The sequence below is a fragment of the Streptomyces sp. NPDC053431 genome (assembly GCF_044544925.1).
In the GTDB taxonomy this organism is placed as follows: Bacteria; Actinomycetota; Actinomycetes; order Streptomycetales; family Streptomycetaceae; genus Streptomyces.
Window position 1 is genome coordinate 452,741 of sequence record NZ_JBITXX010000003.1, and the last position, 21,734, is coordinate 474,474.

A 21,734-nucleotide genomic window follows, 5' to 3' on the forward strand; every position below is an offset into this window, starting at 1 on the left:
GTGCTTCCCCCACACAGCGGCGCCATCGCGGACCTGAAACGCGATGGCGCCGCTGTGCATCTCCGCCCGGGCGGCCCACCGGCCGCCCCCGACGCGACCCGCGCCCGGCGCACCCGGACCACCCGCGCCCCGCGCACCCGGACCGCCCGCGCCCGGCGCACCCACGTCGCCGCCCGCGCCCCGCGCTCCCGCGCCGGCTACGCCCGGCCCATCGCCCGCGTGAGGGCGATCTCGATCACGACCCGGTCCGGGTTCGGCGTCGGCACCCGGTTGTAGCGCGCCGCGTAGCGGTCCACCGCGTCGGCGACGACCTCCGCCTCGGTGCGGATCCGCGCCACGCCCTCCAGCGTCGCCCAGCGCCCCTTGTCCACCTGGCAGACCGCGACCCTGGCGCCCTCCGGCCCCGCCGCCAGGACGTTGGCGACCTTGCGGCTGTGCTTGTTCGTGATGACCCGGGCGATGCCCTTCTCGCCGCCCTCGGGGTCGTACGTGACCCCCACCGCCACCACGTGCGGGGTGCCGTCCGGGCGAGGTGTGGTCAGGGTGCACATGTGGTACTCGCGCCAGAAGCCGAGGTACGTGTCGCTGGGCTTGCTCGGGTCGATAGCCATGCCACGGAACCTACTCCCGGACGGTGTGCGTCCGATACCTTGAGCGGAATAGACTCAACTTTGTGTACGTTGGACGGGTCATAGGAGCCGTAGCCGTCGACCGGCAGCCGAAAGAACCCAGGAGGAGACACCGCACGTGGACGCCGAACTGACCAACAGGAGCCGGGACGCGCTGAACGCGGCCGGCAGCCGCGCCGTGTCCCAGGGACATGCAGACCTGACCCCCGCGCACCTCCTGCTCGCCCTGCTCGAGGGTCAGGACAACGAGAACATCACCGACCTGCTCGCCGCCGTCGAGGCCGACCAGGCCGTCGTGCGCTCCGGCGCGGAGCGGCTGCTCGCCGCGCTGCCCAGCGTCACCGGGTCCACGGTCGCGCCCCCGCAGCCCAACCGCGAGCTCCTCGCCGTCATCGCCGACGCCGACGAGCGCGCCCGGAAGCTCGGCGACGAGTACCTGTCCACCGAGCACCTGCTCATCGGCATCGCCGCCAAGGGCGGACGGGCCGGCGAGCTCCTGGAGCAGCAGGGCGCCGGCGCCCGCCGGCTCCAGGACGCCTTCGAGAAGAGCCGCGGCTCGCGCAGGGTGACCACCGCCGACCCCGAGGGCTCCTACAAGGCCCTGGAGAAGTTCGGCACCGACTTCACCGCCGCCGCCCGCGAGGGCAAGCTCGACCCGGTCATCGGCCGTGACCACGAGATCCGGCGCGTCGTCCAGGTCCTCTCCCGCCGCACCAAGAACAACCCGGTGCTCATCGGCGAGCCCGGCGTCGGCAAGACCGCCGTCGTCGAGGGCCTCGCCCAGCGCATCGTGAAGGGCGACGTCCCGCTGTCGCTGCGGGACAAGCGCCTGGTCTCCCTCGACCTCGGCGCGATGGTGGCCGGCGCCAAGTACCGCGGCGAGTTCGAGGAGCGCCTGAAGACCGTCCTCTCCGAGATCAAGGAGAGCGACGGCCAGATCATCACCTTCATCGACGAGCTGCACACGGTCGTCGGCGCGGGCGCCGGCGGCGACTCCGCCATGGACGCCGGCAACATGCTCAAGCCGATGCTGGCCCGCGGCGAGCTGCGCATGGTCGGCGCCACCACCCTCGACGAGTACCGCGAGCGGATCGAGAAGGACCCCGCCCTGGAGCGCCGCTTCCAGCAGGTCCTGGTCGCCGAGCCGTCCGTCGAGGACACGGTGGCCATCCTGCGCGGGCTCAAGGGCCGCTACGAGGCCCACCACAAGGTCCAGATCGCCGACTCCGCGCTCGTCGCCGCCGCGACCCTCTCCGACCGGTACATCACCTCCCGCTTCCTGCCGGACAAGGCCATCGACCTCGTCGACGAGGCCGCCTCCCGGCTGCGCATGGAGATCGACTCGTCGCCCGTCGAGATCGACGAGCTCCAGCGCTCCGTCGACCGGCTCAAGATGGAGGAGCTCGCCCTCTCCAAGGAGACCGACGAGGCCAGCCGTCAGCGGCTGGAGAAGCTGCGCCGCGACCTCGCCGACCGCGAGGAGGAGCTGCGCGGCCTCACCGCCCGCTGGGAGAAGGAGAAGCAGTCCCTCAACCGGGTCGGCGAGCTCAAGGAGCGGCTCGACGAGCTGCGCGGCCGGGCCGAGCGCGCCCAGCGCGACGGCGACTTCGACACCGCCTCCATGCTGCTCTACGGGGAGATCCCGGCCCTGGAGCGCGAGCTGGCGGCCGCCAGCGAGGCCGAGGCCCAGCAGGAGGCGGCGAAGGACACCATGGTCAAGGAGGAGGTCGGCCCGGACGACATCGCCGACGTGGTCGGCTCCTGGACCGGCATCCCCGCGGGCCGCCTGCTGGAGGGCGAGACGCAGAAGCTGCTGCGCATGGAGGAGGAGCTCGGCCGGCGCCTGATCGGCCAGGGCGAGGCCGTCCGCGCGGTCTCGGACGCGGTGCGCCGCACCCGCGCCGGCATCGCCGACCCGGACCGCCCCACCGGCTCCTTCCTCTTCCTCGGCCCGACCGGCGTCGGCAAGACCGAGCTGGCGAAGGCGCTCGCCGACTTCCTCTTCGACGACGAGCGGGCGATGGTCCGCATCGACATGTCGGAGTACGGCGAGAAGCACTCCGTCGCCCGCCTGGTCGGCGCGCCGCCCGGCTATGTCGGCTACGAGGAGGGCGGCCAGCTCACCGAGGCCGTGCGCCGCCGCCCGTACTCCGTCGTCCTCCTGGACGAGGTGGAGAAGGCCCACCCCGAGGTCTTCGACATCCTGCTCCAGGTCCTCGACGACGGCCGGCTCACCGACGGCCAGGGCCGTACGGTCGACTTCCGCAACACGATCCTGATCCTCACCTCGAACCTGGGCAGCCAGTTCCTCATGGAGCCGCTGACCGGTGAGGACGTGAAGCGGGAGCAGGTCCTGGAGGTCGTCCGCGCCAGCTTCAAGCCGGAGTTCCTGAACCGGCTCGACGAGATCGTGGTCTTCTCCGCCCTGGATCAGGAGGAGCTGGCCCGCATCGCGCGGCTCCAGATCGATCGGCTGGCCCGCCGCCTGGCCGACCGGCGGCTCACCCTGGACGTCACGCCCGATGCGCTGGCCTGGCTCGCGCGGGAGGGCAACGACCCGGCGTACGGCGCCCGCCCGCTGCGCCGCCTCATCCAGACGGCCATCGGGGACCGCCTCGCCAAGGAGATCCTGGCGGGCGAGGTCCGGGACGGCGACACGGTCCGGGTGGACCGGTTCGAGGACGGGATCATCGTGGGACGGGCCGAGCAGGGGCCGGCTCGGTAGTCGAAGGCCCCGAGGTGGACGAGGGCGGTGTCGCCGCCCTCGTCCCGCACGGTGACGTCGACCGCGTAGGCGCCTCCGCCTTCGGGGCCCGGCTCGGCCTGGTGGCGCGGTCCGCCCTCCGACACCTCGGCCGAGGGACAGGTTCCGGCCACCCGGCCCGCCACCTCGGACCGGGGCACACCCCCACGGCGATCCGAATTCACGGGCGCGGACGCCGCTCACGGTCCTTCCCGATGCCCCCCATAGGGCGAGATCATGTCAGCCCGCAGCTGATCGCGCCGTGGGGACTTGCCACATACCGCCTGGCATGGGGGAGGATGGCGGGCATCCGTACGAAGGGAAAACCCGGTGAGCATCGACCCGTCCTCGATTCCTAATTTCGGGGCCCAGCCCCAGCCTCAGGCAGCAGGACCGGCGGGCCCCGTCGTTCCCGACCAGGACCTGGTCAAGCAGCTCCTCGACCAGATGGAGCTGAAGTACGTCGTCGACGACGAGGGTGACCTCGCGGCGCCGTGGGAGGAATTCCGCACGTACTTCATGTTCCGCGGCGAGGGCGAGCAGCAGGTCTTCTCGGTCCGCACGTTCTACGACCGCCCGCACGCGGCCGACGACCGCGCCAAGATCCTCGACGCGATCGACGACTGGAACCGGCGCACCCTGTGGCCCAAGGTCTACACCCACCTGCACGAGGAGGAGGACGGCTCCGCCACCCTCCGTCTCATCGGTGAGGCCCAGATGCTGATCGGCACCGGTGTGTCGCTCGAGCACTTCGTGTCCTCCACCGTCAGCTGGGTCCGCGCGTCGATCGAGTTCGACAAGTGGCTCGTCGAGCAGTTCGGTCTGGAGTCCCCGGAGGACAAGCAGTCCGGCGACGGCGACGCCGAGTAGTCACAGGGCCATGCGCGCCAGCGTCAGCACGTAGGGCGCGTAGCCGAACGAGAGCCCGGCCAGGCCCGCGATCACCACGATCGCGGCGCCCGGCCGGGCTCTCGTCATGGCGCCGGCGAGCGGCAGCAGCAGCGGGAAGGCCGGCAGCAGGAACCGCGGCTTCGACTCGAAGAAGCCCGAGCCGCCGACCGTGATCAGCACGAGCACGCCCGTGTAGACGAGGACCGGCAGCGGCGGGCGCTCGACGAACGCGAGCAGCGCGAAGAGCAGCACTCCGGCCGCCGTGATGAGCAGCGCCATGGCGAAGCCGAACTGAGTCGGGCCCTTCAGCATGTCGCGGACGAAGCGCAGTGCGCCCCGCCCGAGGTCGAAGCGGGAGGTCCAGCCGTCCTGGACGGCGAAGTAGCCGCCGAGCAGATCGCCGCGCCGGCCGCCGACCCACAGCAGGTACGAGAGCCAGCCTGCCGGCGCGAGCGCGGCGCCGGCCCACACCCGCGGGGCGGCCCGGCCGCGGGCCCGCCACAGCTCCACGGCCGCGGCGGCGAGGACGGCGGCGGCGATGGCGATCCCGTTGGGCCGGGAGAGCCCGGCGAGCGTGGCGAGGACGCCCGCCCACAGCCAGCGGCGGGTCAGCAGCGCGTACAGCGCCCAGGCGGCGAACGCGGTCATGAGCGGCTCGGTGTACGCCATGGACAGCACGATCGAGTGCGGGAGCAGCCCCCACAGCAGCACCGTGAGGACGGCGGTGGGCCGGCCGCGCAGCCGTTCCGCGACGAGGTAGATCCCCCAGGCCGCGGCGCCCGCGGCGAGCCAGGACAGCAGCAGTCCGGCCGTGCCGCCGGTGACGGGCAGCACGGCCGTGACGGCCCGGACGAGCCCCGGATAGAGCGGGAAGAAGGCCAGGTCGGACTGGACCACCCCGTCCGGCCAGAACAGGGTGCGCCCGTAGCCGTTCGCGGCGATCCGGGTGTACCAGCGCGAGTCCCAGGACTGCGCGAGCAGCGCCCGCGGCGACCGCCCGATGTGCCAGGCCCACAGCGCGAGCACCAGTATTCCGGTGAGCCGGGCGACGGCGAACAGCCCGAGGGCGGGCGCCGCGCGGTGCAGCGAGGCCCGCCAGCGGGGCACCCGCCGGACGGAAGCGACGGCGGGTGCCGGGCGGTCGAGGGTCTCGGCGGACAGGACGCACCTCCGTGCAGCGGAAAACCGGTCGTTACCCGACAAATCGGTTTACCTGACCGGCGCTACGGCGCGGAGGGGGCGCGCGGGTCAGAGGCGGCGGATCACCCGGAGCTTGTCGGTGTAGTGATCGCTCGTCGATCCGTCGAGGATCGACTTGCCGCCCACGTCGCCCATGGTGGGGCCGTCGGGCGACATGCGGCTGGACACGAAGCGGAGCTTGCCGGCCTGGTCGTGACCCAGGTAGATGCCCGTGTGGGAGACGGCGCCGGCGGTGTTCACCCAGAAGAGCAGGTCGCCGATCCGCAGCTGGTCGAGCGACGGTGCCGCGCTGCTCCCCCTGACGACCTCGACCCCCGGGCTGTAGTCGGCCTGGGAGTCCGCCTCACGCGGCAGGTGGCGGCGGGTCACCTTGTCGGGCGTGAGGCCCATCGGGACGCCCATGTGGTAGCCGTACACCATCCGGACGAAGCCCGAGCAGTCGAGACACCGCCGCATGGGCGGGTCCTCCAGCTTGCCCGTCTCGCCGGTCGGGAAGGGCCAGTCGGGAATGTCCAGGTAGTCGTTGAAGTCCGCTCCCACCTCGTGCTCCCCCGCCCCGTTCACCGGGCTGTACCGGGCCCTGCCGAGCACCTGCACCATGCGCGGTGTCCCCGCGGCGTCCGGCACCACGCCGGTGACCGCGGGCGCGTACGGAAGGTACATGGCGGCGTACGCGAGCGCGTCCGGCGAGGTGTCGCCCGCCCAGGCGGTGACCCGCTGCGCCAGCGCGGGCGTCCAGGTGCCGTCGAAGGGCTCCGGCAGCACCCTCACCCAGGTGTCGTGGGTGACGACGGGCGGGTCGGCCCAGGTCGCCTCCTCGACGAGGAAGTCGTAGACCCGGGCCTCCACGCCCGTGGTCGCGCCCGTGGCGGCCTGGGCCCGCACGCCGACGGCACCGGCGCCGAGGGCGGTGTCCGGGTCCGGGTCGCGCACGATGAAGAGCCATCCGGGGACCGGATCGCCGTTCTTCCAGGCGCGGGCCCGGAGCAGGGTGCCGGTCTTCTCGACCTGCACCCACCAGTGGTCGAAGGCCGCGAAGCCGGTGCCGACCGTGACGGCCGGGGCGAGGACGGTGACGTCGTCGTCCAGGGCCTTCTCGAGGACGAGCTGGACGTCCCCGGCCGGGGTGACGATCAGGCGTGCCCGGTAGTGGGTGGAGAGGGCCGACAGGGAGAAGGTGAGGGCGAGCGAGAGGGGCGCGCCGACGGGCTTCTTGTCGAAGGAGAAGCGGGCGCGGGCGCGGACGTCCCCGATCTTGTCGTCGGAGAGGACGGAATGGCGGCTCGGACCGGCCGTCATGAGCTTGATGACGGCGCGGCCTTCCTCCACCTTGTAGTCCCCGATGTTGGCGTCCTTCTCGTCGTCGGGGGACCAGGAGCCGCCGTCAGGAGACATGCCCCAGCCGGTGGTGCCTGTGGTCAGCGTCCGGTCGAACGCGTCCGTGACCGTGCGCTTCTGCTCGGTGAACCAGCGCCTGGGTCCACGCAGCGTCACCGTCCGCGCCCCGGTCGTCAGGGTCGCGAGGACGCCCCCGCCGTCCGAGACCTCCAGACCGCCGGCGATCGTACGGGTCGTCAGCGCCCCGGCCGGGTGGGCCGTGAAATGCCACGGGTCGGTCGGGTCGATCAGCATCGGCAGCCGGGCCGGCGACGGCGGCGCGGGGAGCGGTTCGGCCGGAGGAACGGTCACGGACGGGACGGCCGACGGCGCGGCCGCCGCGGACGGCGCCGCGGCCAACGGCAGCGCCCCGCCGGCCGCCATGCCGGCCAGGGTCGCCAGGGCCGCTCTGCGGCTGGGTGAGAACTTCGGTGCGGACATGCGTGGGTACCCCCCGGTGAACAGAACACCCGATCGGATGATCAAGCGAGGGGGACCCTATCCGCGCCGCCCTGGCCGCCCCCCCCGTCAGCCCGTCTGCAGCCCCTTCAGCCGCTCCACCGCCTCCTCGAGCACATCGGTCCTCTTGCAGAACGCGAACCGCACGAACGGCGCGCCCTCCTCGCGGTGGTCGTAGAAGACCGCGTTGGGGATCGCGACCACGCCCGCGCGTTCGGGCAGGGCCCGGCAGAAGGCGAAGCCGTCGGTCTCGCCGAGGGGGCGGATGTCGGTGGTGACGAAGTAGGTGCCGGCCGGGCGGTGCACGCCGAAGCCGGCGGCGGCGAGGCCCTCGCTCAGCAGGTCGCGCTTGGCCTGGAGCTCGGCGCGCAGGCCGTCGGTGTACGTGTCGGGCAGCCGGAGCGCCTCGGCGACCGCGTACTGGAAGGGGCCGGAGGACACGTACGTGAGGAACTGCTTGGCCGAGCGGACGGCGCTCGTCAGTTCGGGGGTGGCGGTGATCCAGCCGACCTTCCAGCCGGTGAAGGAGTACGTCTTGCCGGCCGATCCGATGGTGACCGTGCGCTCGCGCATCCCGGGCAGGCTCGCGATCGGCACGTGCTCGGCCCCGTCGAAGACCAGGTGCTCGTACACCTCGTCGGTGACGACGAGCAGGTCGCGCTCCTGGGCGAGCTCGGCGATCGCGGTCAGTTCGGCCCGGCTGAGGACGGTGCCGGTGGGGTTGTGCGGGGTGTTGAGCAGGATCAGCCGGGTCCGCTCGGTGACCGCCGCCTTCAGCTCGTCCAGGTCGAGGGCGAAGGCCCCGTCGTGCGGGCGGAGGGTGACCGGGACCCGGGTGCCGCCGGCCAGGGCGATGCAGGCGGCGTACGAGTCGTAGTACGGCTCCAGCGCGATGACCTCGTCACCGGGCTCGACGAGCGCGAGCAGCGCGGCGGCGATCGCCTCGGTGGCGCCGGCGGTGACCAGGACCTCGGCGTCGGGGTCGTAGCCGAGGCCGTAGCGCCGCCGCTGGTGGTCGGCGATCGCGGTGCGCAGCTCGGGGACGCCGGGACCCGGCGGGTACTGGTTGCCGCGCCCCTCGCGCAGGGCCCGCACGGCGGCCTCGCGGATCTCCTCGGGGCCGTCGGTGTCGGGGAAGCCCTGGCCCAGGTTGATCGAACCGGTCCGGGCGGCGAGCGCGGACATCTCGGCGAAGATCGTCGTACCGAACTCCGCGAGCCGGCGATTGAGCAGCGGTCGTGTCATGCCCGCCATCCTGGGCCGAAGCTCTGGACTTGCTCAAGTGCGCTTCGGGTCTGTCCGGGCCGGGAATCCCCCTCGCAGAGAGCCCGTCGAGGCTCCTTCATCGCAGTAATGACGGGGGACGACATGGAATTCTTCGTGATCTTCGGACTCATCGTCCTGGTGGTCGTCGGCTTCTCGGCGGCCGCGGGCGGGGGCTCGCGCAACCGGCGGCGGCGCCGGCGCGGCGGCTGGTCGAGCGGCTCCTCCTCTTCCTCTTCCTCCTCTTCCTCCTCGAGCGGAGGGTGCGGCGGGGGCTCGTCGTGCGGAAGCTCGTGCGGTTCGTCGTGCGGCGGGGGCTGCGGCGGAAGCTGACGGGCCGGAAGCGCGGGAAGGCAACGCCCGTCGTACGCGCTTCCGTTGAGCATGTGTGGGAACCACGCGATCGATTCCGACTGAACAGTTGAACCGTGGGGCCCCCGAGGGGATGGAAACCACGTCAAGTTGGGTAAAAACGCTGTGAGCTGCCCACGGTTCATGATTCCCTCGCTGTCGAGAACATCCAGCCCTCGGACCGTGTGTGGACCCGAGCCGGCGATCCCCACTCCCGGTCGAAACCCTTCACCGGGACGCCCCGGCCCACCCGTCAAACCGTGTTTGCGGAGCCGATCCATGCTCACGACCCTGAAAACCTCCTACACCGATACGCGCGCGGCCGACCTGGCCTGGGCGCTGGGGCGCGACCCGCTGCCCGCGCTCGCCGTGCTCGATCTCGAACTCGCCGGGGCCAAGCTGCAGTTGCGGCTCCTCGGCGCCTCCCACCAGGTGCTCCTGGAGGAGGAGGACCGCAACTGCTCGGAGACCGTGGCCTGCATGCCCGGCAGCAGCACCCCGCTGCCGCTGGGCGTGTCCAAGCGGGTCGGCGAGTGGGAGTACGAGTTCGCGGCCCGCGTCGAGACCCTCACCCAGGGCTCGTTCGCGGGGCGCGCGCAGGAGTTGCTCGCTCTCGTCGCCGACCATCCGCACGGCCTCGCGGGGACCTTCCCCGGCTCGCCGCACGCCTTCACGGCGATGCTGGCGCAGCGCCACGAGGGCCAGGTGCGCTGGCGCACCTGGCACGCCTACCCGCAGGAAGGGCAGCTGGTGGTGACCAGAACCCGGATCGGCGCCCGTATGCCCGTTGTGCTCTGACGCGCCGTACATATGCCTCGGATGCACTCGTGTGGGTGACAGGCGGCGCAACAGCTGTGACGTAGCGTTACGGGCATGATCGACCCGCCCGTGACCATGACCCTGCCGCCCAAGTGGGCGGCGCGGCTGCCCGAGCGGCCGGGCGCGGTGCGGTATCCGGTGCTCGTGGTGGTCTTCGTCTGCGCCGCCTGCGGTCTGGTGTACGAGCTCGAACTGGTCGCGCTCGCCTCCTACTTGATCGGCGACTCGGTCACCCAGGCGTCCGTCGTGCTGTCCGTCATGGTCTTCGCGATGGGCGTCGGCTCGCTGCTCGCCAAGCGGCTGCGCTGCCGTGCGGCGGTCGGCTTCGGGCTGGTCGAGGGCGGTCTGGCGCTGGTCGGCGGCTGTTCGGCGATGGTGCTCTACGCGGCCTTCGCCTGGCTGGGCGACTCCCAGTACGTGCTCGTGGCGTTCTCGCTGGCCATCGGGGTGCTCATCGGCGCGGAGATCCCGCTGCTGATGTCGCTCATCCAGCGGGCGGAGGCGCGCGGTGCCGTGCACCGGCGGGAGCAGCACGACCCGGCCGGCACGGTCGCCGACCTGTTCGCCGCGGACTACGTCGGCGCGCTCGTCGGCGGGCTCGCCTTCCCGTTCCTGCTGCTGCCCTGGCTCGGCCAGCTCACCGGCGCGCTGGTCACCGGCGCCGTCAACGCGGTGGCGGGCGGCGGGCTGGTGCTGTGGCTGTTCCGGCCCGAACTGACGTCCCGTTCGCGGCTGCTGCTCGTCGGTGCCAACCTCTCCGTGCTCGCCGTCCTCGCCACCGCGACCGTCCTCGTCGACGACTTCGAGCAGGCCGCTCGCCGGGCGGTGTACGGCGACAGCATCCGGGTCGCCGTCCACACCGAGCTCCAGGAGGTCGTCGTCACCGGCGAGCGCGGCGGCCCGCCCGACCTCTTCCTGGACGGCCGGCTGCGCGTCGACGGCCAGGACGAGTACCGGTACCACGAGGCCCTGGTGCACCCCGCGATGAACGGTCCGCACGCGCGCGTGCTGATCCTCGGCGGCGGCGACGGCCTCGCCGCCCGCGAGGTGCTGCGCTATCCCGACGTCCGCGAGGTCACCGTGGTCGAGCTCGACCCGGGCGTGGTCCGGCTCGCGAGCACCGCCCCCGACCTGACCGCGCTCAACGCCGACGCCTTCCGCGATCCGCGCGTCACCGTCGCCTACGGGGACGCCTTCAGCTGGCTCCGCGGCTCCCGCCCCGTGCAGGAACGGTACGACGTGGTGATCTCCGACCTCCCGGACCCCGGCATCACCCCGAGCGCCAAGCTCTACTCGGAGGAGTTCTACGGACTCGCGGCCGGCTCCCTCGCCGCCGACGGGCGGCTCGTCGTGCACGCCGGCTCGGCGGACGCCCGCCCCCGCACGTACTGGACGGTCGACGCGACCCTGCGCGCGGCGGGCTTCGCCACCCGCCCGTACGGCGCGGCGGGCCGGGCCTCCGGGCTCACGGCCGGACCCGACCGGGCGGCCCGCTCCTGGGGCACGGCGAAGTGGGGCTTCCTCCTGGCCGCTCCCGGCCCGCGGCCGCCCGCCCTGGCCCTGCCCACCGACGTCCCGCGGCTGCGCTCCCTCACCTCCGGCTCCCTGCTGGCGGCGGAGGACCACATCGAACGCACCCGCACGGAGGACGGCCTCCGCTCGTCGACCCTGGTGCACCCCCGCTACTGAGCGGCACGCGGGGACGGCGGGCCCCGTGGGCCACGGGTACGACGCCCTCCCCCCGCTCCGGCGCCGCCCGTGTGCAAACAGGCGACGGGCGGTCCCCGGCTGAGTAGGCTCGGCTTCCATGGAGCATGAGGTGTTCGTTCCGGTCCCGGCCGAGGTCCTGCGCGCCACGCTGGCGGACCCGGCCCGGGTGGCGCGCTGCGTCCCCGGGTTCCAGCAGGACGCCGACGGGGAGGAGGGCCCGCTCGCGGGTCGCCTGAAGGTCCGCGTCGGTGGCAACACCATCACGTACCGGGGCGCGCTGCGGATCGCCGAGCACGCCGGGCGTTTCGCCGTCGACGGCGAGGGCACCGAGGTCCGTGGCAAGGGCACGGCGACGCTCGCCCTCACCGTCGCGCTCACCCCCGTGGCCGAGGGCACCACGATCGGCTTCGCCGGCCGGGTGACGGCGGCCGGGCGGCTCGCCGACGCGGACGCCGAGGCCCGGGCGGCGGCCGGGGCCCGTCTCCTCGACCGGTTCGCGGAGGCGCTGGCCGCCGTCGCGGACGTGGAGGCCGAGATCGCGGCCGAGGCGGCGGACGCCGAGCTCGACGCGGTGGACCTGGACGGGGTCGACGACGGCGTGGAGGAGCCGGGCGGTGCCTCCGTCTTCGACACCCCGGTCCCGCCGCCGTCCCTGGACCCGCTCGCGGACGAGGAGTTCGCCGACCAGACCGGCGCCGGCCGCCCCGCGGAGGCGGCGCACGCCCGCCGCACCATGATCGGCCGGAGCGCGGAGGAGGTCGACCACGCCCCGCCGCGCGGCCGCTACGCCCCCGTTCCGGCCGCCGAGAACTCCAGCGCCGGCGCGACCCTGCGCTGGATCGCCCCCGCCGCCGCGCTCGCGCTGGCCTCCGCGGTCGTCGTGAGCCGCGCGCTGCGCCGCCGCCGCTGAGCGGGGCCCCGGCCTCGGGGCGCTCGTTCGGATCAGGGCCTAGGGTCGTCCCGTGACCAATCTGACGCGACTGACGGCCGGTGACGCCGAGTTGACCATCGACCCGGAGCACGGCTGCCGGATCGACAGCCTCCGGATCGGAGGCACCGAACTGCTGCTCCAGGGAGCCCGTTACGGCTGCTTCGTGATGGCGCCGTGGGCGGGCCGCACCGGGAACGGGCGTTTCCGCAACGGCGGCACCGTCCACCAGCTCCCGGTCAGCGAGCACGCGGCGCCGCACGCGATGCACGGCACCGTCCGTGACGTGCCGTGGAAGACGGCGTACGCGACGGACACGACGGCGGCGTTCACCACGGAGCTGGCCGCGCCCTGGCCGTACGCGGGCACGGTGACCCAGACCGTGGAGCTGACCGAGGACTCCCTCACGCTCCAGCTCGGTGTCGAGACGGCCGGGGACTCCTTCCCGGCGCAGGCCGGCTGGCACCCCTGGTTCCACCGCACCCTCGACGGCGACTCCCGCGAGGTGGAGATCGCCTTCCACCCCGGCTGGCAGGAGGAGCGCGGCGAGGACCACCTGCCCACCGGCCGCCGGATCGATCCGACGCCCCGCCCCTGGGACGACTGCTTCGGGATGCCGGACGGCGTCGACGTGACCCTCACCTGGCCGGAGCGGCTGGAGCTGAGGATCACCAGCAGGGCCGAGTGGGTCGTGATCTACGACGAGCCGGCCGACGCGGTCTGTGTCGAGCCGCAGTCCGGCCCCCCGAACGGCCTCAACACCCACCCGCGCCTGGTCACCCCCATCGACCCGCTGGAGGTCGCGACGACCTGGCACTGGCGCGGCCTGTGACCGGGCGGCTTTAAGCTCATGAGCATGACTGACGTACGCGCTGAGCTGCTCCAGCAGATCAAGGACAAGGCCGTGGTGCACGGCAAGGTGACCCTCTCCTCGGGTCTTGAGGCCGACTACTACGTCGATCTGCGCCGGATCACGCTCGACGGGGCGGCCGCGCCGCTCGTCGGCCAGGTCATGCTCGAACTGACCAAGGACCTGGAGTTCGACGCGGTCGGCGGACTGACCCTGGGCGCCGACCCGGTCGCGACCTCGATGCTGCACGCCTCCGCCGGGCGCGGCGAGCGCCTGGACGCCTTCGTGGTCCGCAAGGCCGCCAAGGCGCACGGCATGCAGCGCCAGGTCGAGGGCCCGGACATCAAGGGCCGCCGCGTTCTGATCGTCGAGGACACCTCGACCACCGGCGGCTCGCCGCTGACCGCCGTCGAGGCGGCGCGCGCGGCGGGCGCCGAGGTCGTGGCCGTCGCGACGATCGTCGACCGGGCCACCGGGGCCGGCGAGAAGATCAGCACGACCGCCGGGGTGCCCTACCTCTATGCGTACGCGCTCGACGAGCTCGGTCTGGCGTAACCGGAGCCATCGCTTCGAAGTCGTGACCTAGGTCCCGGTTCGGCAGTAAAACCGTCCTGACCTGGTGTTTTGTCGAAGGGCGGGGTGTTTCACGTGAAACACCCCGCCCTTCGTCGTGCCGGGCCTGTGGGAGCCCGCACAAGAGTCTGGAAGGATGGGGGCGACGATGACGTCGCCCCCCAGGTCAGGGACAGCAACGCACACACCCGCACATCACAAGGAGCGGACGAATGCCCATCGCAACCCCCGAGGTCTACAACGAGATGCTCGACCGGGCGAAGGCAGGCAAGTTCGCCTACCCGGCCATCAACGTCACCTCGTCCCAGACCCTCCACGCCGCCCTCCGCGGCTTCGCGGAGGCCGAGAGCGACGGCATCATCCAGATCTCGACCGGTGGCGCCGAGTTCCTGGGCGGCCAGTACAGCAAGGACATGGTCACGGGCGCCGTCGCCCTGGCCGAGTTCGCGCACATCGTCGCCGCGAAGTACGACATCACGGTCGCGCTGCACACCGACCACTGCCCGAAGGACAAGCTGGACGGCTACGTCCGCCCGCTGCTCGACATCTCCGCCGAGCGCGTGGCCCGTGGTGAGAACCCGCTCTTCCAGTCGCACATGTGGGACGGCTCCGCCGAGACCCTGGCCGACAACCTGGCCATCGGCCAGGAGCTGCTCGCCAAGGCCGCCGCCGCCAAGATCATCCTCGAGGTCGAGATCACCCCGACCGGTGGCGAGGAGGACGGCGTCAGCCACGAGATCAACGACGAGCTGTACACCTCCGTCGACGACGCCATCCGCACCGCCGAGGCCCTGGGCCTGGGCGAGAAGGGCCGCTACCTGCTGGCCGCCTCCTTCGGCAACGTCCACGGCGTCTACAAGCCGGGCAACGTCGTGCTCCGCCCCGAGCTGCTCAAGGACCTCCAGGCGGGTGTCTCCGAGAAGTTCGGCAAGGCCTCCCCGTTCGACTTCGTCTTCCACGGCGGCTCCGGCTCGACCGCCGAGGAGATCGCCACCGCCATCGAGAACGGCGTGGTGAAGATGAACCTCGACACCGACACCCAGTACGCCTTCACCCGTCCGGTCGTGGACCACATGTTCCGCAACTACGACGGTGTCCTGAAGGTCGACGGCGAGGTCGGCAAGAAGTCCACCTACGACCCGCGCACCTGGGGCAAGCTCGCCGAGGCGGGCATGGCCCAGCGCGTCGGCGAGGCCTGCGCCGCGCTGCGCTCGGCCGGCCAGAAGCTGAAGTAGGCGGCTGCGTCAGCCTCTGAGACAAGCGGCTGAGGCAGCGCACTTGTACGGGAGGGCCCGGCGCCACGAGAGTGGTGCCGGGCCCGCCGTCGTGTCCGGCTACCTGGAGGATCACCCGTGGTGTTCGACTTCGACCGTGAGACCGACCGGCGCGGGACCTGGTCGGTCCAGTGGGACGGCATAGCCGACCGCTTCGGCGTCCCCGACCTGCTGCCGTTCACCATCTCGGACATGGACTTCGCCTCCCCGCCGGCCGTCCTCGACGCGCTCCGCGAGCGGATCGACCACGGGGTGTTCGGCTACACCGACTGGCGGCTCGGCGAGTTCCGGGAGGCCGTACGCGACTGGTACGGCCGCCGGTACGCCACGACGGTCGACCCCGAGGCGATGGTCTACGCCCCGTCGGTGCTCAACCAGCTCTCCCAGCTGCTCCGGATGTGGACCGAACCCGGCGACGGCGTCGTCGTCCACACCCCCACCTACGACGGCTTCCGCAAGGCGGTCACCGGCCTCGGCCGCGAGCTGCGCGGCGTTCCCGTCGGCGACCTCGACGCCCTCGAACGCGAGCTGGCCCGGCCCGACAGCCGGATGCTGCTGCTCTGCTCCCCGCACAACCCGACCGGCCGGGTGTGGCGCGCGGACGAGCTGAAGGAGTTCGCCCGGCTCGCCGAGCGGCACGGCGCGGCCGTCGTCAGCGACGAGATCCACGCCGACCTGACGGGCGAGGGCCACCGGCACGTGCCGTGGGCGGCGATCGCCGAGCCCGGACGCGGACGGCGCTGGGCGCTGATCACCTCCGGCACCAAGGCCTTCAACTTCCCCGCCCTCTCCGGCTCGTACGGCTTCCTCGGCGACCCCGACGAGCGGGTCGCGTTCGTCCGCCGCATGGAGACCGGCGAGGGCCTGGCCTCCCCGGCGGTGCTCTCGCTCACCGCCCACATCGCCGCCTACCGGCACGGCGCGCCCTGGCTGGACGCGCTGCGCGGCTATGTCGCCGGCACGATGGCCCTGGTCGAGGAGCGGCTGACGGCCGGCCTCCCGGACGTGGATTGGGCCCCGCCGGAGGCCGGCTACCTCGCCTGGATCGACCTGCGGCCCCTGGGCATCGACGAGACCGCCCTCCAGGAGGAGCTGGTGACGGCCGAGCGGGTCGCGATCATGCCCGGCGGGACCTACGGCACCCCCGGCTTCGTCCGCCTCAACGTCGGCTGTCCCCGGGCCAAGGCCGAGCGGGGCGTCGACGCGCTGGTGCGCGCGGCGGCGCGGCTGCGAAGTTGATGCCTCAACGGATACCCGGAGGCGGACCGTCCGAGGCGTGATCTAGGCTGCGTCCACCGCGCTTCGAACTGTGAAGCGCGCGGGATCATGTGGGGGGTCACACCATCGTGCGCAAGCGCACTCTCTCGGCCGCGACGGCGCTCGCGGTCCTTTTCAGCTCCGCGGCGCTGGTCGCGGGCACGGCGGGCACGGCGTCCGCCGACGGCAGCGTGAACCTGCCGCTGTCGTCCGTGGGCGACCTCGTCGTGGACGGCGTCCACCAGAAGGTCTTCGTCAGCGACCCGGCCGGCGGCAAGGTGCTCGTCACCGACTACGCGGGCACGGTCCTGGCGACCCTGTCCGACCTGCCGGGCGTCGCCGGCCTGGAGATCTCCGCCGACTCGTCGCGGGTCTACGCGGCCGTGGCCGGCAAGGGCGAGATCGCGTCCATCAGCACCGAGACGCCGACCGAGGCGGTCTCCTACGACCTCGGCGACGCCGAGAACCCGGCGGACCTGGCGATCGCCGGCGGCAAGATCTGGTTCGGCTACGGCAAGGCCAACGCCGGCAACATCGGTTCGCTGGACCTCTCCGGCGACGCGCCCGTGGTGGCGCTCGCCCAGGCGGCCGGCGGGAACTTCTACACGGCGCCCCTGCTCGGGGCGGACCCGGCCGCGCCGAGTCTGCTCGCCGTGGGCATCCCCGGGCTGAGCCCGGCCACCGGCATCCTCTACGACGTCTCGTCGGGCACGGCCACGGAGAAGGCCCGCCGGTTCGACATCGGCAGCACACTGCGCGAACTCGACATCACGCCCGACGGCAAGCAGGTCGTCGTGTCGAGCGCGGCTCCGTACTACCACCAGGCGTTCTCCACCACGGACCTGTCCGAGGCGACGCGCTACGCCACCACGTCGTACCCGAACGCCGTGGCCATCGCGTCCGACGGCACGATCGCGGCCGGCACCAGCTCGTGGTACGAGAAGGACGTCTACGTCTTCAAGCCGGGCGGCACGACGGTCGTCCACGACTTCGAGACCGGCCCGAACCTCGCCCCCGGCGCGCTCGCCTGGGCGCCCGACAACAGCAAGCTGTTCGCGGTGTCCGAGAGCTCCAACGGCTCGGCCCGACTGAACATCTTCGACGACCCGACCAAGGCCGGGGCGACGGTCGCCGTCAGCGCCCCGGGCTCGGCGTTCGTGCTCAAGCCGCTCACCGTCACCGGCACGGTCACGTCCCCGGTGGCGCTGCCCGCCGACACGCCCGTCACCGTGACCCGCTTCGACCCCGAGAACCCGCAGGGCAAGGACCTCGGCACCCGGACGCTCGACGCGAACGGCGCCTTCTCGTTCGAGGACACGCCGACCGCCGCCGGCAACGTCACGTACAAGGTGGCGTACGCGGGCGACGCCGAGCACGCGGCCGCCACCGGGACCGCGGCGGTCTACGTCATGCTGGCCGGGACGAGCGTCACCGTGAACGCCCCGGCGTCCGCGGCGCTGCTCAAGCCGCTCACCGTGACCGGCACCGCCACGTCCAGCGAGGCGCTGCCCGCGGGCACGCCCGTCGCCGTGACCCGCTTCGACGTCGAGAACCCGCAGGGCAAGTCGCTCGGCACCAAGACGCTCGGCGCGAACGGCGCCTTCTCCTTCGGGGACACGCCGACCGCCGCCGGCAACGTCACGTACCAGGTGACGTACGCGGGTGACGCCGGGCACGCGGCCTCCACCGGGACCGCGCTGGTCAAGGTCGCGGCGCTGAAGCCCGTCCTGACGCTGGACCGCAACGGCACGCTGGTGAACTACGGCACCACCGTCACCTACACGGCCACCCTCGGTCCGACGTACAAGAACCGCGTCGTCGAGATCTGGGCCGACCCGTGGGGCCCGGAGCCCAAGCGGCTGCTCAAGCGCGGCACGGTCAACTCGGCCGGCAAGCTGTCCGCGTCGATGTGGATGAGCCGTGACACCACGGTCACCGCCGTCTTCCCGGGCGACGCCCGCTACTCCTGGGCGCAGGCCAAGTCCGGCGTCTACACCAAGGCCGGTGTCTCGACCTCGCTGTCGCGGCACTACAAGTGGACCAGCATCGGCGGCACCTGGTACCAGACGTACCACCAGACCGCGGACCCGCTGTTCACCACCTGGCACAACGCCTACCCGAACCGCAGCACGCAGCTGGACGTCCAGTTCTGGTACGCGGGCGCCTGGCGGGACCTCGGGGCGGAGTACTTCGAGCTCGACCGGTACGGCAAGTCCTACGTGTCCTTCGACGGCGACGACCTGGCCGGCTACCGCTTCCGGATGCGTTCGGCGTACATCGACGGCGCCTCCGGCGACAACGTGAACGCCACCGTCTACGGCCCGTGGAAGTACTTCAACTTCACGCGCTGACGGCTCCGAGCGGTCGCTTTCACAGAGGCCCCGTCCACCGGTTCCGGTGGGCGGGGCCCCTCCGTTCGCGGGACGATGCTGGCATGGACATCCGGCTCGCCTCGGGGACGGGGCGGTGGATCGTGTTCACCACCGTTCTCGCCTCGGGAATGGCGCTGCTCGATTCCACCGTCGTGAACATCGCCCTGCCCCACATCGGCGAGGACCTGGGCGCCGATCTGGCCGCCCTGCAGTGGACCGTCAACGCCTACATGCTCACGCTGGCGGGCCTGATCCTGCTCGGCGGTTCGCTCGGCGACCGGTACGGTCGGCGCCGGGTGTTCGTGACCGGGGTGGTGTGGTTCGCGGCCGCCTCGCTGCTGTGCGGGCTCGCGCCGAACGCCGGTGTGCTGATCGCCGCCCGGGCCTTCCAGGGCGTCGGCGGGGCGCTGCTCACGCCCGGCTCGCTGGCGCTGATCCAGGCGAGCTTCCACGAGGACGACCGGGCCCGGGCGGTCGGGCTGTGGTCCGGCTTCGGCGGGGTGGGGGCGGCGATCGGGCCGTTCGTCGGCGGCTGGCTGGTGGACGGCCCCGGCTGGCGCTGGGTGTTCCTGCTGAACGTGCCGCTCGCGCTGGTCTGCGTGCCCGTCGCGCTGCGGCACGTGCCGGAGTCCCGCGACCAGACCGCGCACGGCCGTTTCGACGTGCTCGGCGCGGCCCTCGGGGCCGTCGCGCTCGGCCTGGTGACGTACGCGCTGATCGACGAGGCGTGGTGGGCGGGGGCGGCCGGGCTCGTGGTGGGGGTCTGGTTCGTCCTGGTGGAGCGGCGGCGCGGCGAGGACGCGATGGTGCCGCCGTCGATCTTCGGCTCCCGGACCTTCACCGCGGTGAACCTGGTGACCCTCTGCGTGTACGCGGGGTTCAGCGGCTTCTTCTTCCTGGCCGCGCTGCAGCTCCAGGTGGTGTCCGGCTACTCGGCGCTCGCCGCCGGCACGGCGCTGCTGCCGACGACCGTCCTGATGCTGCTGCTCTCCGCGAAGTCCGGCGAGCTCGGCGAGAAGACCGGGCCGCGGCTGCCGCTCACCGTGGGGCCGCTGCTGTGCGCGGCGGGGATGCTCCTGATGCTGCGGGTGGGGGAGGACGCGGACTACCTGACGGACGTGCTGCCCGCGATGCTCGTGCTCGGACTCGGCATGACGACCCTGGTGGCCCCGCTCACGGCGACCGTGCTGGCCTCGGTGGACGTGGCCCGGGCGGGCCTGGCCAGCGGCATCAACAACGCCGCGGCCCGGGCGGCCGGCCTGGTCGCGGTGGCCGCGCTGCCGCTGCTCGCGGGCATGAGCCCGGAGGCGTACCGCTCGGCGGAGGAGTTCGGCGACACGTTCCGGCGGGCGATGCCGATCCTCGCCGGGGTCCTGGTGGCCGGCGCGATCCTGGCCTGGGCCACCCTGCGCACCCCGGCGGAGGCGGCCTGCCACCCGGGCTGCAAGGTGCACTGCGGGGTGACGGCCCCGCCCCTGGAGCCGGGCGAGCCGGGGCAGGGCGCCGCCGCACCGCCGAGGGAGAGCTGAGGCAGACTGGGCCTCATGGCACTCCACGAGAACCTGCTGGGGGGACCGCCCCCCACCCACCTGCCCGACGACCCGGAGCCGCGTGAGCTCCTGGCGTCCGGCGCCGCGCCGGCCGACGTCGCGGCGAAGTACCCGACCTCCTCGCTCGCCTGGGCCCAGCTCGCGGACGACGCGTACGAGGGCGGCCGGGTGATCGAGTCGTACGCCTACGCCCGTACCGGCTACCACCGGGGCCTCGACGCCCTGCGCCGCAACGGTTGGAAGGGCCACGGGCCGGTCCCGTGGGAGCACGAGCCGAACCGCGGCTTCCTGCGGGCGCTGCACGCGCTGGCGCGGGCGGCCGGCGAGATCGGCGAGAAGGACGAGTACGAGCGCTGCACGACCTTCCTGCGCGACTCGTCGGAGACGGCCGCCGACACCCTCGGCTGACCTGCCCGGACACCCGGATCGTCCCCGCCCCGGGGCGGGGACGATCCGGACAGGGCCTCCCGTGGCGTTCGAGCGCGTTCGAAAGGGTCGGTACGATCCTTCGGACCGCATGCAGGGGGGAACTGTCTTGGGGAAGCGTGCCGCGACGGGCAGTCGCAGACGAAACAGGAGAAAACGGTCCTCGAAGGGGCGGCTGCTCCTTCCCGTGCTCGCCCTGGCGCTCGCCTCGCTGGGCTGCGGGGCCGCGCTGGCGCACTTCCGGGGCGGGGACGACGGGCGGGACACCGCCGCCGGCCCGCCGCGGCCGACGGCCACCACCGGGTCCCCGGCCCCGGCTCCGGCGCCGCCGAGCCCGAAGCCCACGCCCTCCCCGAAGCCCAAGCCGAAACCGAAGCCCACGCCGAAGCGGACCGCGGTGCCGCAGGCCGGCGCCGGGAGCTTCACGACCGCCCAGGCCACCGGCCAGGCCGTCGGCAACGGGGGCGAGCTGCGCCGCTACCGCGTGCAGGTCGAGGACGGCATCGAGCTCTCCGCCCGTGAGGCCGCCACCGAGATCGAGCGGATCCTGGCGCACCCGCGCGGCTGGGCCGCGCACGGCCGCGGGCGCTTCCAGCTGGTGACCGAGAACGCCGACTTCGTCATCCGGATCGCGACCCCCGACACGGCCGACAGACTCTGCGCCGCCAACGGGATGAACACCCACGGCGAGCTGAACTGCGAGACCACCTCCGGCGTGGTGGTCAACCTCAAGCGCTGGATGCTCGGCTCCCCCACCTTCGCGGGCCCCGCCCACGAGTACCGGCATCTGATCATCAACCACGAGGTCGGGCACGAGATCGGCATCCGGCAGCACATGGGCTGTCCGGGCCCCGGCCGGCTCGCGCCCGTCATGATGCAGCAGATCAAGGGCTTGAACGGTTGCCGTTCGAACGCTTATCCGTATGACGAAGAAGGGATCTACATCACCGGGCCGATCGTGTCATGATGCGCTTGGAAGGCCGCGCGACGAAGCAGGCCTCCCGAGGGGACCGGGGCTCCCGTGCCGGAACGGCCGAGAGGAGCGGACCGCTACCCGGAAGT

17 protein-coding genes are annotated in these 21,734 nt (G+C 72.7%); 13 read left to right on the forward strand and 4 right to left on the reverse strand.

The features are described 5' to 3' along the window. Positions 1 to 197: 197 nt before the first annotated feature. Entirely contained in the window at positions 198 to 611 is a 414-nt protein-coding gene (locus ACIGXE_RS11565; protein WP_399745936.1) for a pyridoxamine 5'-phosphate oxidase family protein, read from the reverse strand. Between the two features lie 136 nt (positions 612 to 747). On the opposite strand from ACIGXE_RS11565, the gene clpB reads away from it, so the two are divergent. Both clpB and ACIGXE_RS11575 read left to right on the forward strand, forming a co-directional pair. Continuing rightward, complete coding sequence (clpB, locus tag ACIGXE_RS11570) at positions 748 to 3,354, forward strand: ATP-dependent chaperone ClpB (RefSeq protein WP_399745938.1); 2,607 nt, start codon at positions 748 to 750, stop codon at positions 3,352 to 3,354. A 348-nt stretch (positions 3,355 to 3,702) separates the two neighbouring features. Next, a complete protein-coding gene (locus ACIGXE_RS11575; RefSeq protein ID WP_399745940.1) occupies positions 3,703 to 4,242 on the forward strand; it encodes a YbjN domain-containing protein in 540 nt (179 codons plus the stop codon). Here ACIGXE_RS11575 and ACIGXE_RS11580 read toward each other — a convergent pair whose 3' ends face one another. The 3 genes from ACIGXE_RS11580 to ACIGXE_RS11590 all read right to left on the reverse strand — a co-directional run bounded on the left by ACIGXE_RS11580 (position 4,243) and on the right by ACIGXE_RS11590 (position 8,553). Beyond that, positions 4,243 to 5,370, reverse strand: coding sequence for a glycosyltransferase family 39 protein (locus ACIGXE_RS11580; protein ID WP_399745942.1), 1,128 nt, complete (start codon positions 5,368 to 5,370; stop codon positions 4,243 to 4,245). It lies immediately after the preceding gene. Positions 5,371 to 5,511: 141 nt separating this feature from the next. Then, positions 5,512 to 7,281 carry an NlpC/P60 family protein gene (locus tag ACIGXE_RS11585; protein ID WP_399745944.1) on the reverse strand — a complete coding sequence of 590 codons (1,770 nt, stop codon included), beginning with the start codon at positions 7,279 to 7,281 and terminating at the stop codon, positions 5,512 to 5,514. A gap of 87 nt (positions 7,282 to 7,368) precedes the next feature. Further along, a complete protein-coding gene (locus tag ACIGXE_RS11590; protein ID WP_399745945.1) occupies positions 7,369 to 8,553 on the reverse strand; it encodes a pyridoxal phosphate-dependent aminotransferase in 1,185 nt (394 codons plus the stop codon). 639 nt (positions 8,554 to 9,192) lie between these two features. On the opposite strand from ACIGXE_RS11590, the gene ACIGXE_RS11595 reads away from it, so the two are divergent. The 11 genes from ACIGXE_RS11595 to ACIGXE_RS11645 all read left to right on the forward strand — a co-directional run bounded on the left by ACIGXE_RS11595 (position 9,193) and on the right by ACIGXE_RS11645 (position 21,639). After that, positions 9,193 to 9,711 (forward strand): DUF2617 family protein, encoded by a 519-nt coding sequence (locus ACIGXE_RS11595; protein WP_399745947.1) that lies wholly within the window; start codon positions 9,193 to 9,195, stop codon positions 9,709 to 9,711. A 75-nt stretch (positions 9,712 to 9,786) separates the two neighbouring features. Next, positions 9,787 to 11,421 carry a polyamine aminopropyltransferase gene (locus ACIGXE_RS11600; protein WP_399745949.1) on the forward strand — a complete coding sequence of 545 codons (1,635 nt, stop codon included), beginning with the start codon at positions 9,787 to 9,789 and terminating at the stop codon, positions 11,419 to 11,421. A gap of 118 nt (positions 11,422 to 11,539) precedes the next feature. Continuing rightward, complete coding sequence (locus tag ACIGXE_RS11605; RefSeq protein ID WP_399745951.1) at positions 11,540 to 12,352, forward strand: SRPBCC family protein; 813 nt, start codon at positions 11,540 to 11,542, stop codon at positions 12,350 to 12,352. Between the two features lie 52 nt (positions 12,353 to 12,404). Beyond that, positions 12,405 to 13,202 (forward strand): aldose 1-epimerase, encoded by a 798-nt coding sequence (locus ACIGXE_RS11610; RefSeq protein WP_399745953.1) that lies wholly within the window; start codon positions 12,405 to 12,407, stop codon positions 13,200 to 13,202. Positions 13,203 to 13,226: 24 nt separating this feature from the next. After that, a complete protein-coding gene (gene pyrE / locus ACIGXE_RS11615; RefSeq protein WP_391105962.1) occupies positions 13,227 to 13,775 on the forward strand; it encodes an orotate phosphoribosyltransferase in 549 nt (182 codons plus the stop codon). A gap of 230 nt (positions 13,776 to 14,005) precedes the next feature. Then, positions 14,006 to 15,028 (forward strand): class II fructose-bisphosphate aldolase, encoded by a 1,023-nt coding sequence (gene fbaA / locus ACIGXE_RS11620; protein ID WP_365349290.1) that lies wholly within the window; start codon positions 14,006 to 14,008, stop codon positions 15,026 to 15,028. A 120-nt stretch (positions 15,029 to 15,148) separates the two neighbouring features. Next, a complete protein-coding gene (locus ACIGXE_RS11625) occupies positions 15,149 to 16,306 on the forward strand; it encodes a MalY/PatB family protein (RefSeq protein ID WP_399746355.1) in 1,158 nt (385 codons plus the stop codon). A 107-nt stretch (positions 16,307 to 16,413) separates the two neighbouring features. After that, a complete protein-coding gene (locus ACIGXE_RS11630) occupies positions 16,414 to 18,675 on the forward strand; it encodes an Ig-like domain repeat protein (protein WP_399745956.1) in 2,262 nt (753 codons plus the stop codon). 83 nt (positions 18,676 to 18,758) lie between these two features. Continuing rightward, positions 18,759 to 20,225 carry an MFS transporter gene (locus ACIGXE_RS11635; protein WP_399745958.1) on the forward strand — a complete coding sequence of 489 codons (1,467 nt, stop codon included), beginning with the start codon at positions 18,759 to 18,761 and terminating at the stop codon, positions 20,223 to 20,225. A 15-nt stretch (positions 20,226 to 20,240) separates the two neighbouring features. Continuing rightward, complete coding sequence (locus ACIGXE_RS11640; protein WP_399745960.1) at positions 20,241 to 20,654, forward strand: DUF3151 domain-containing protein; 414 nt, start codon at positions 20,241 to 20,243, stop codon at positions 20,652 to 20,654. 109 nt (positions 20,655 to 20,763) lie between these two features. Further along, positions 20,764 to 21,639 (forward strand): DUF3152 domain-containing protein, encoded by an 876-nt coding sequence (locus ACIGXE_RS11645; RefSeq protein WP_399745962.1) that lies wholly within the window; start codon positions 20,764 to 20,766, stop codon positions 21,637 to 21,639. The last annotated feature ends 95 nt before the right edge of the window (positions 21,640 to 21,734 follow it).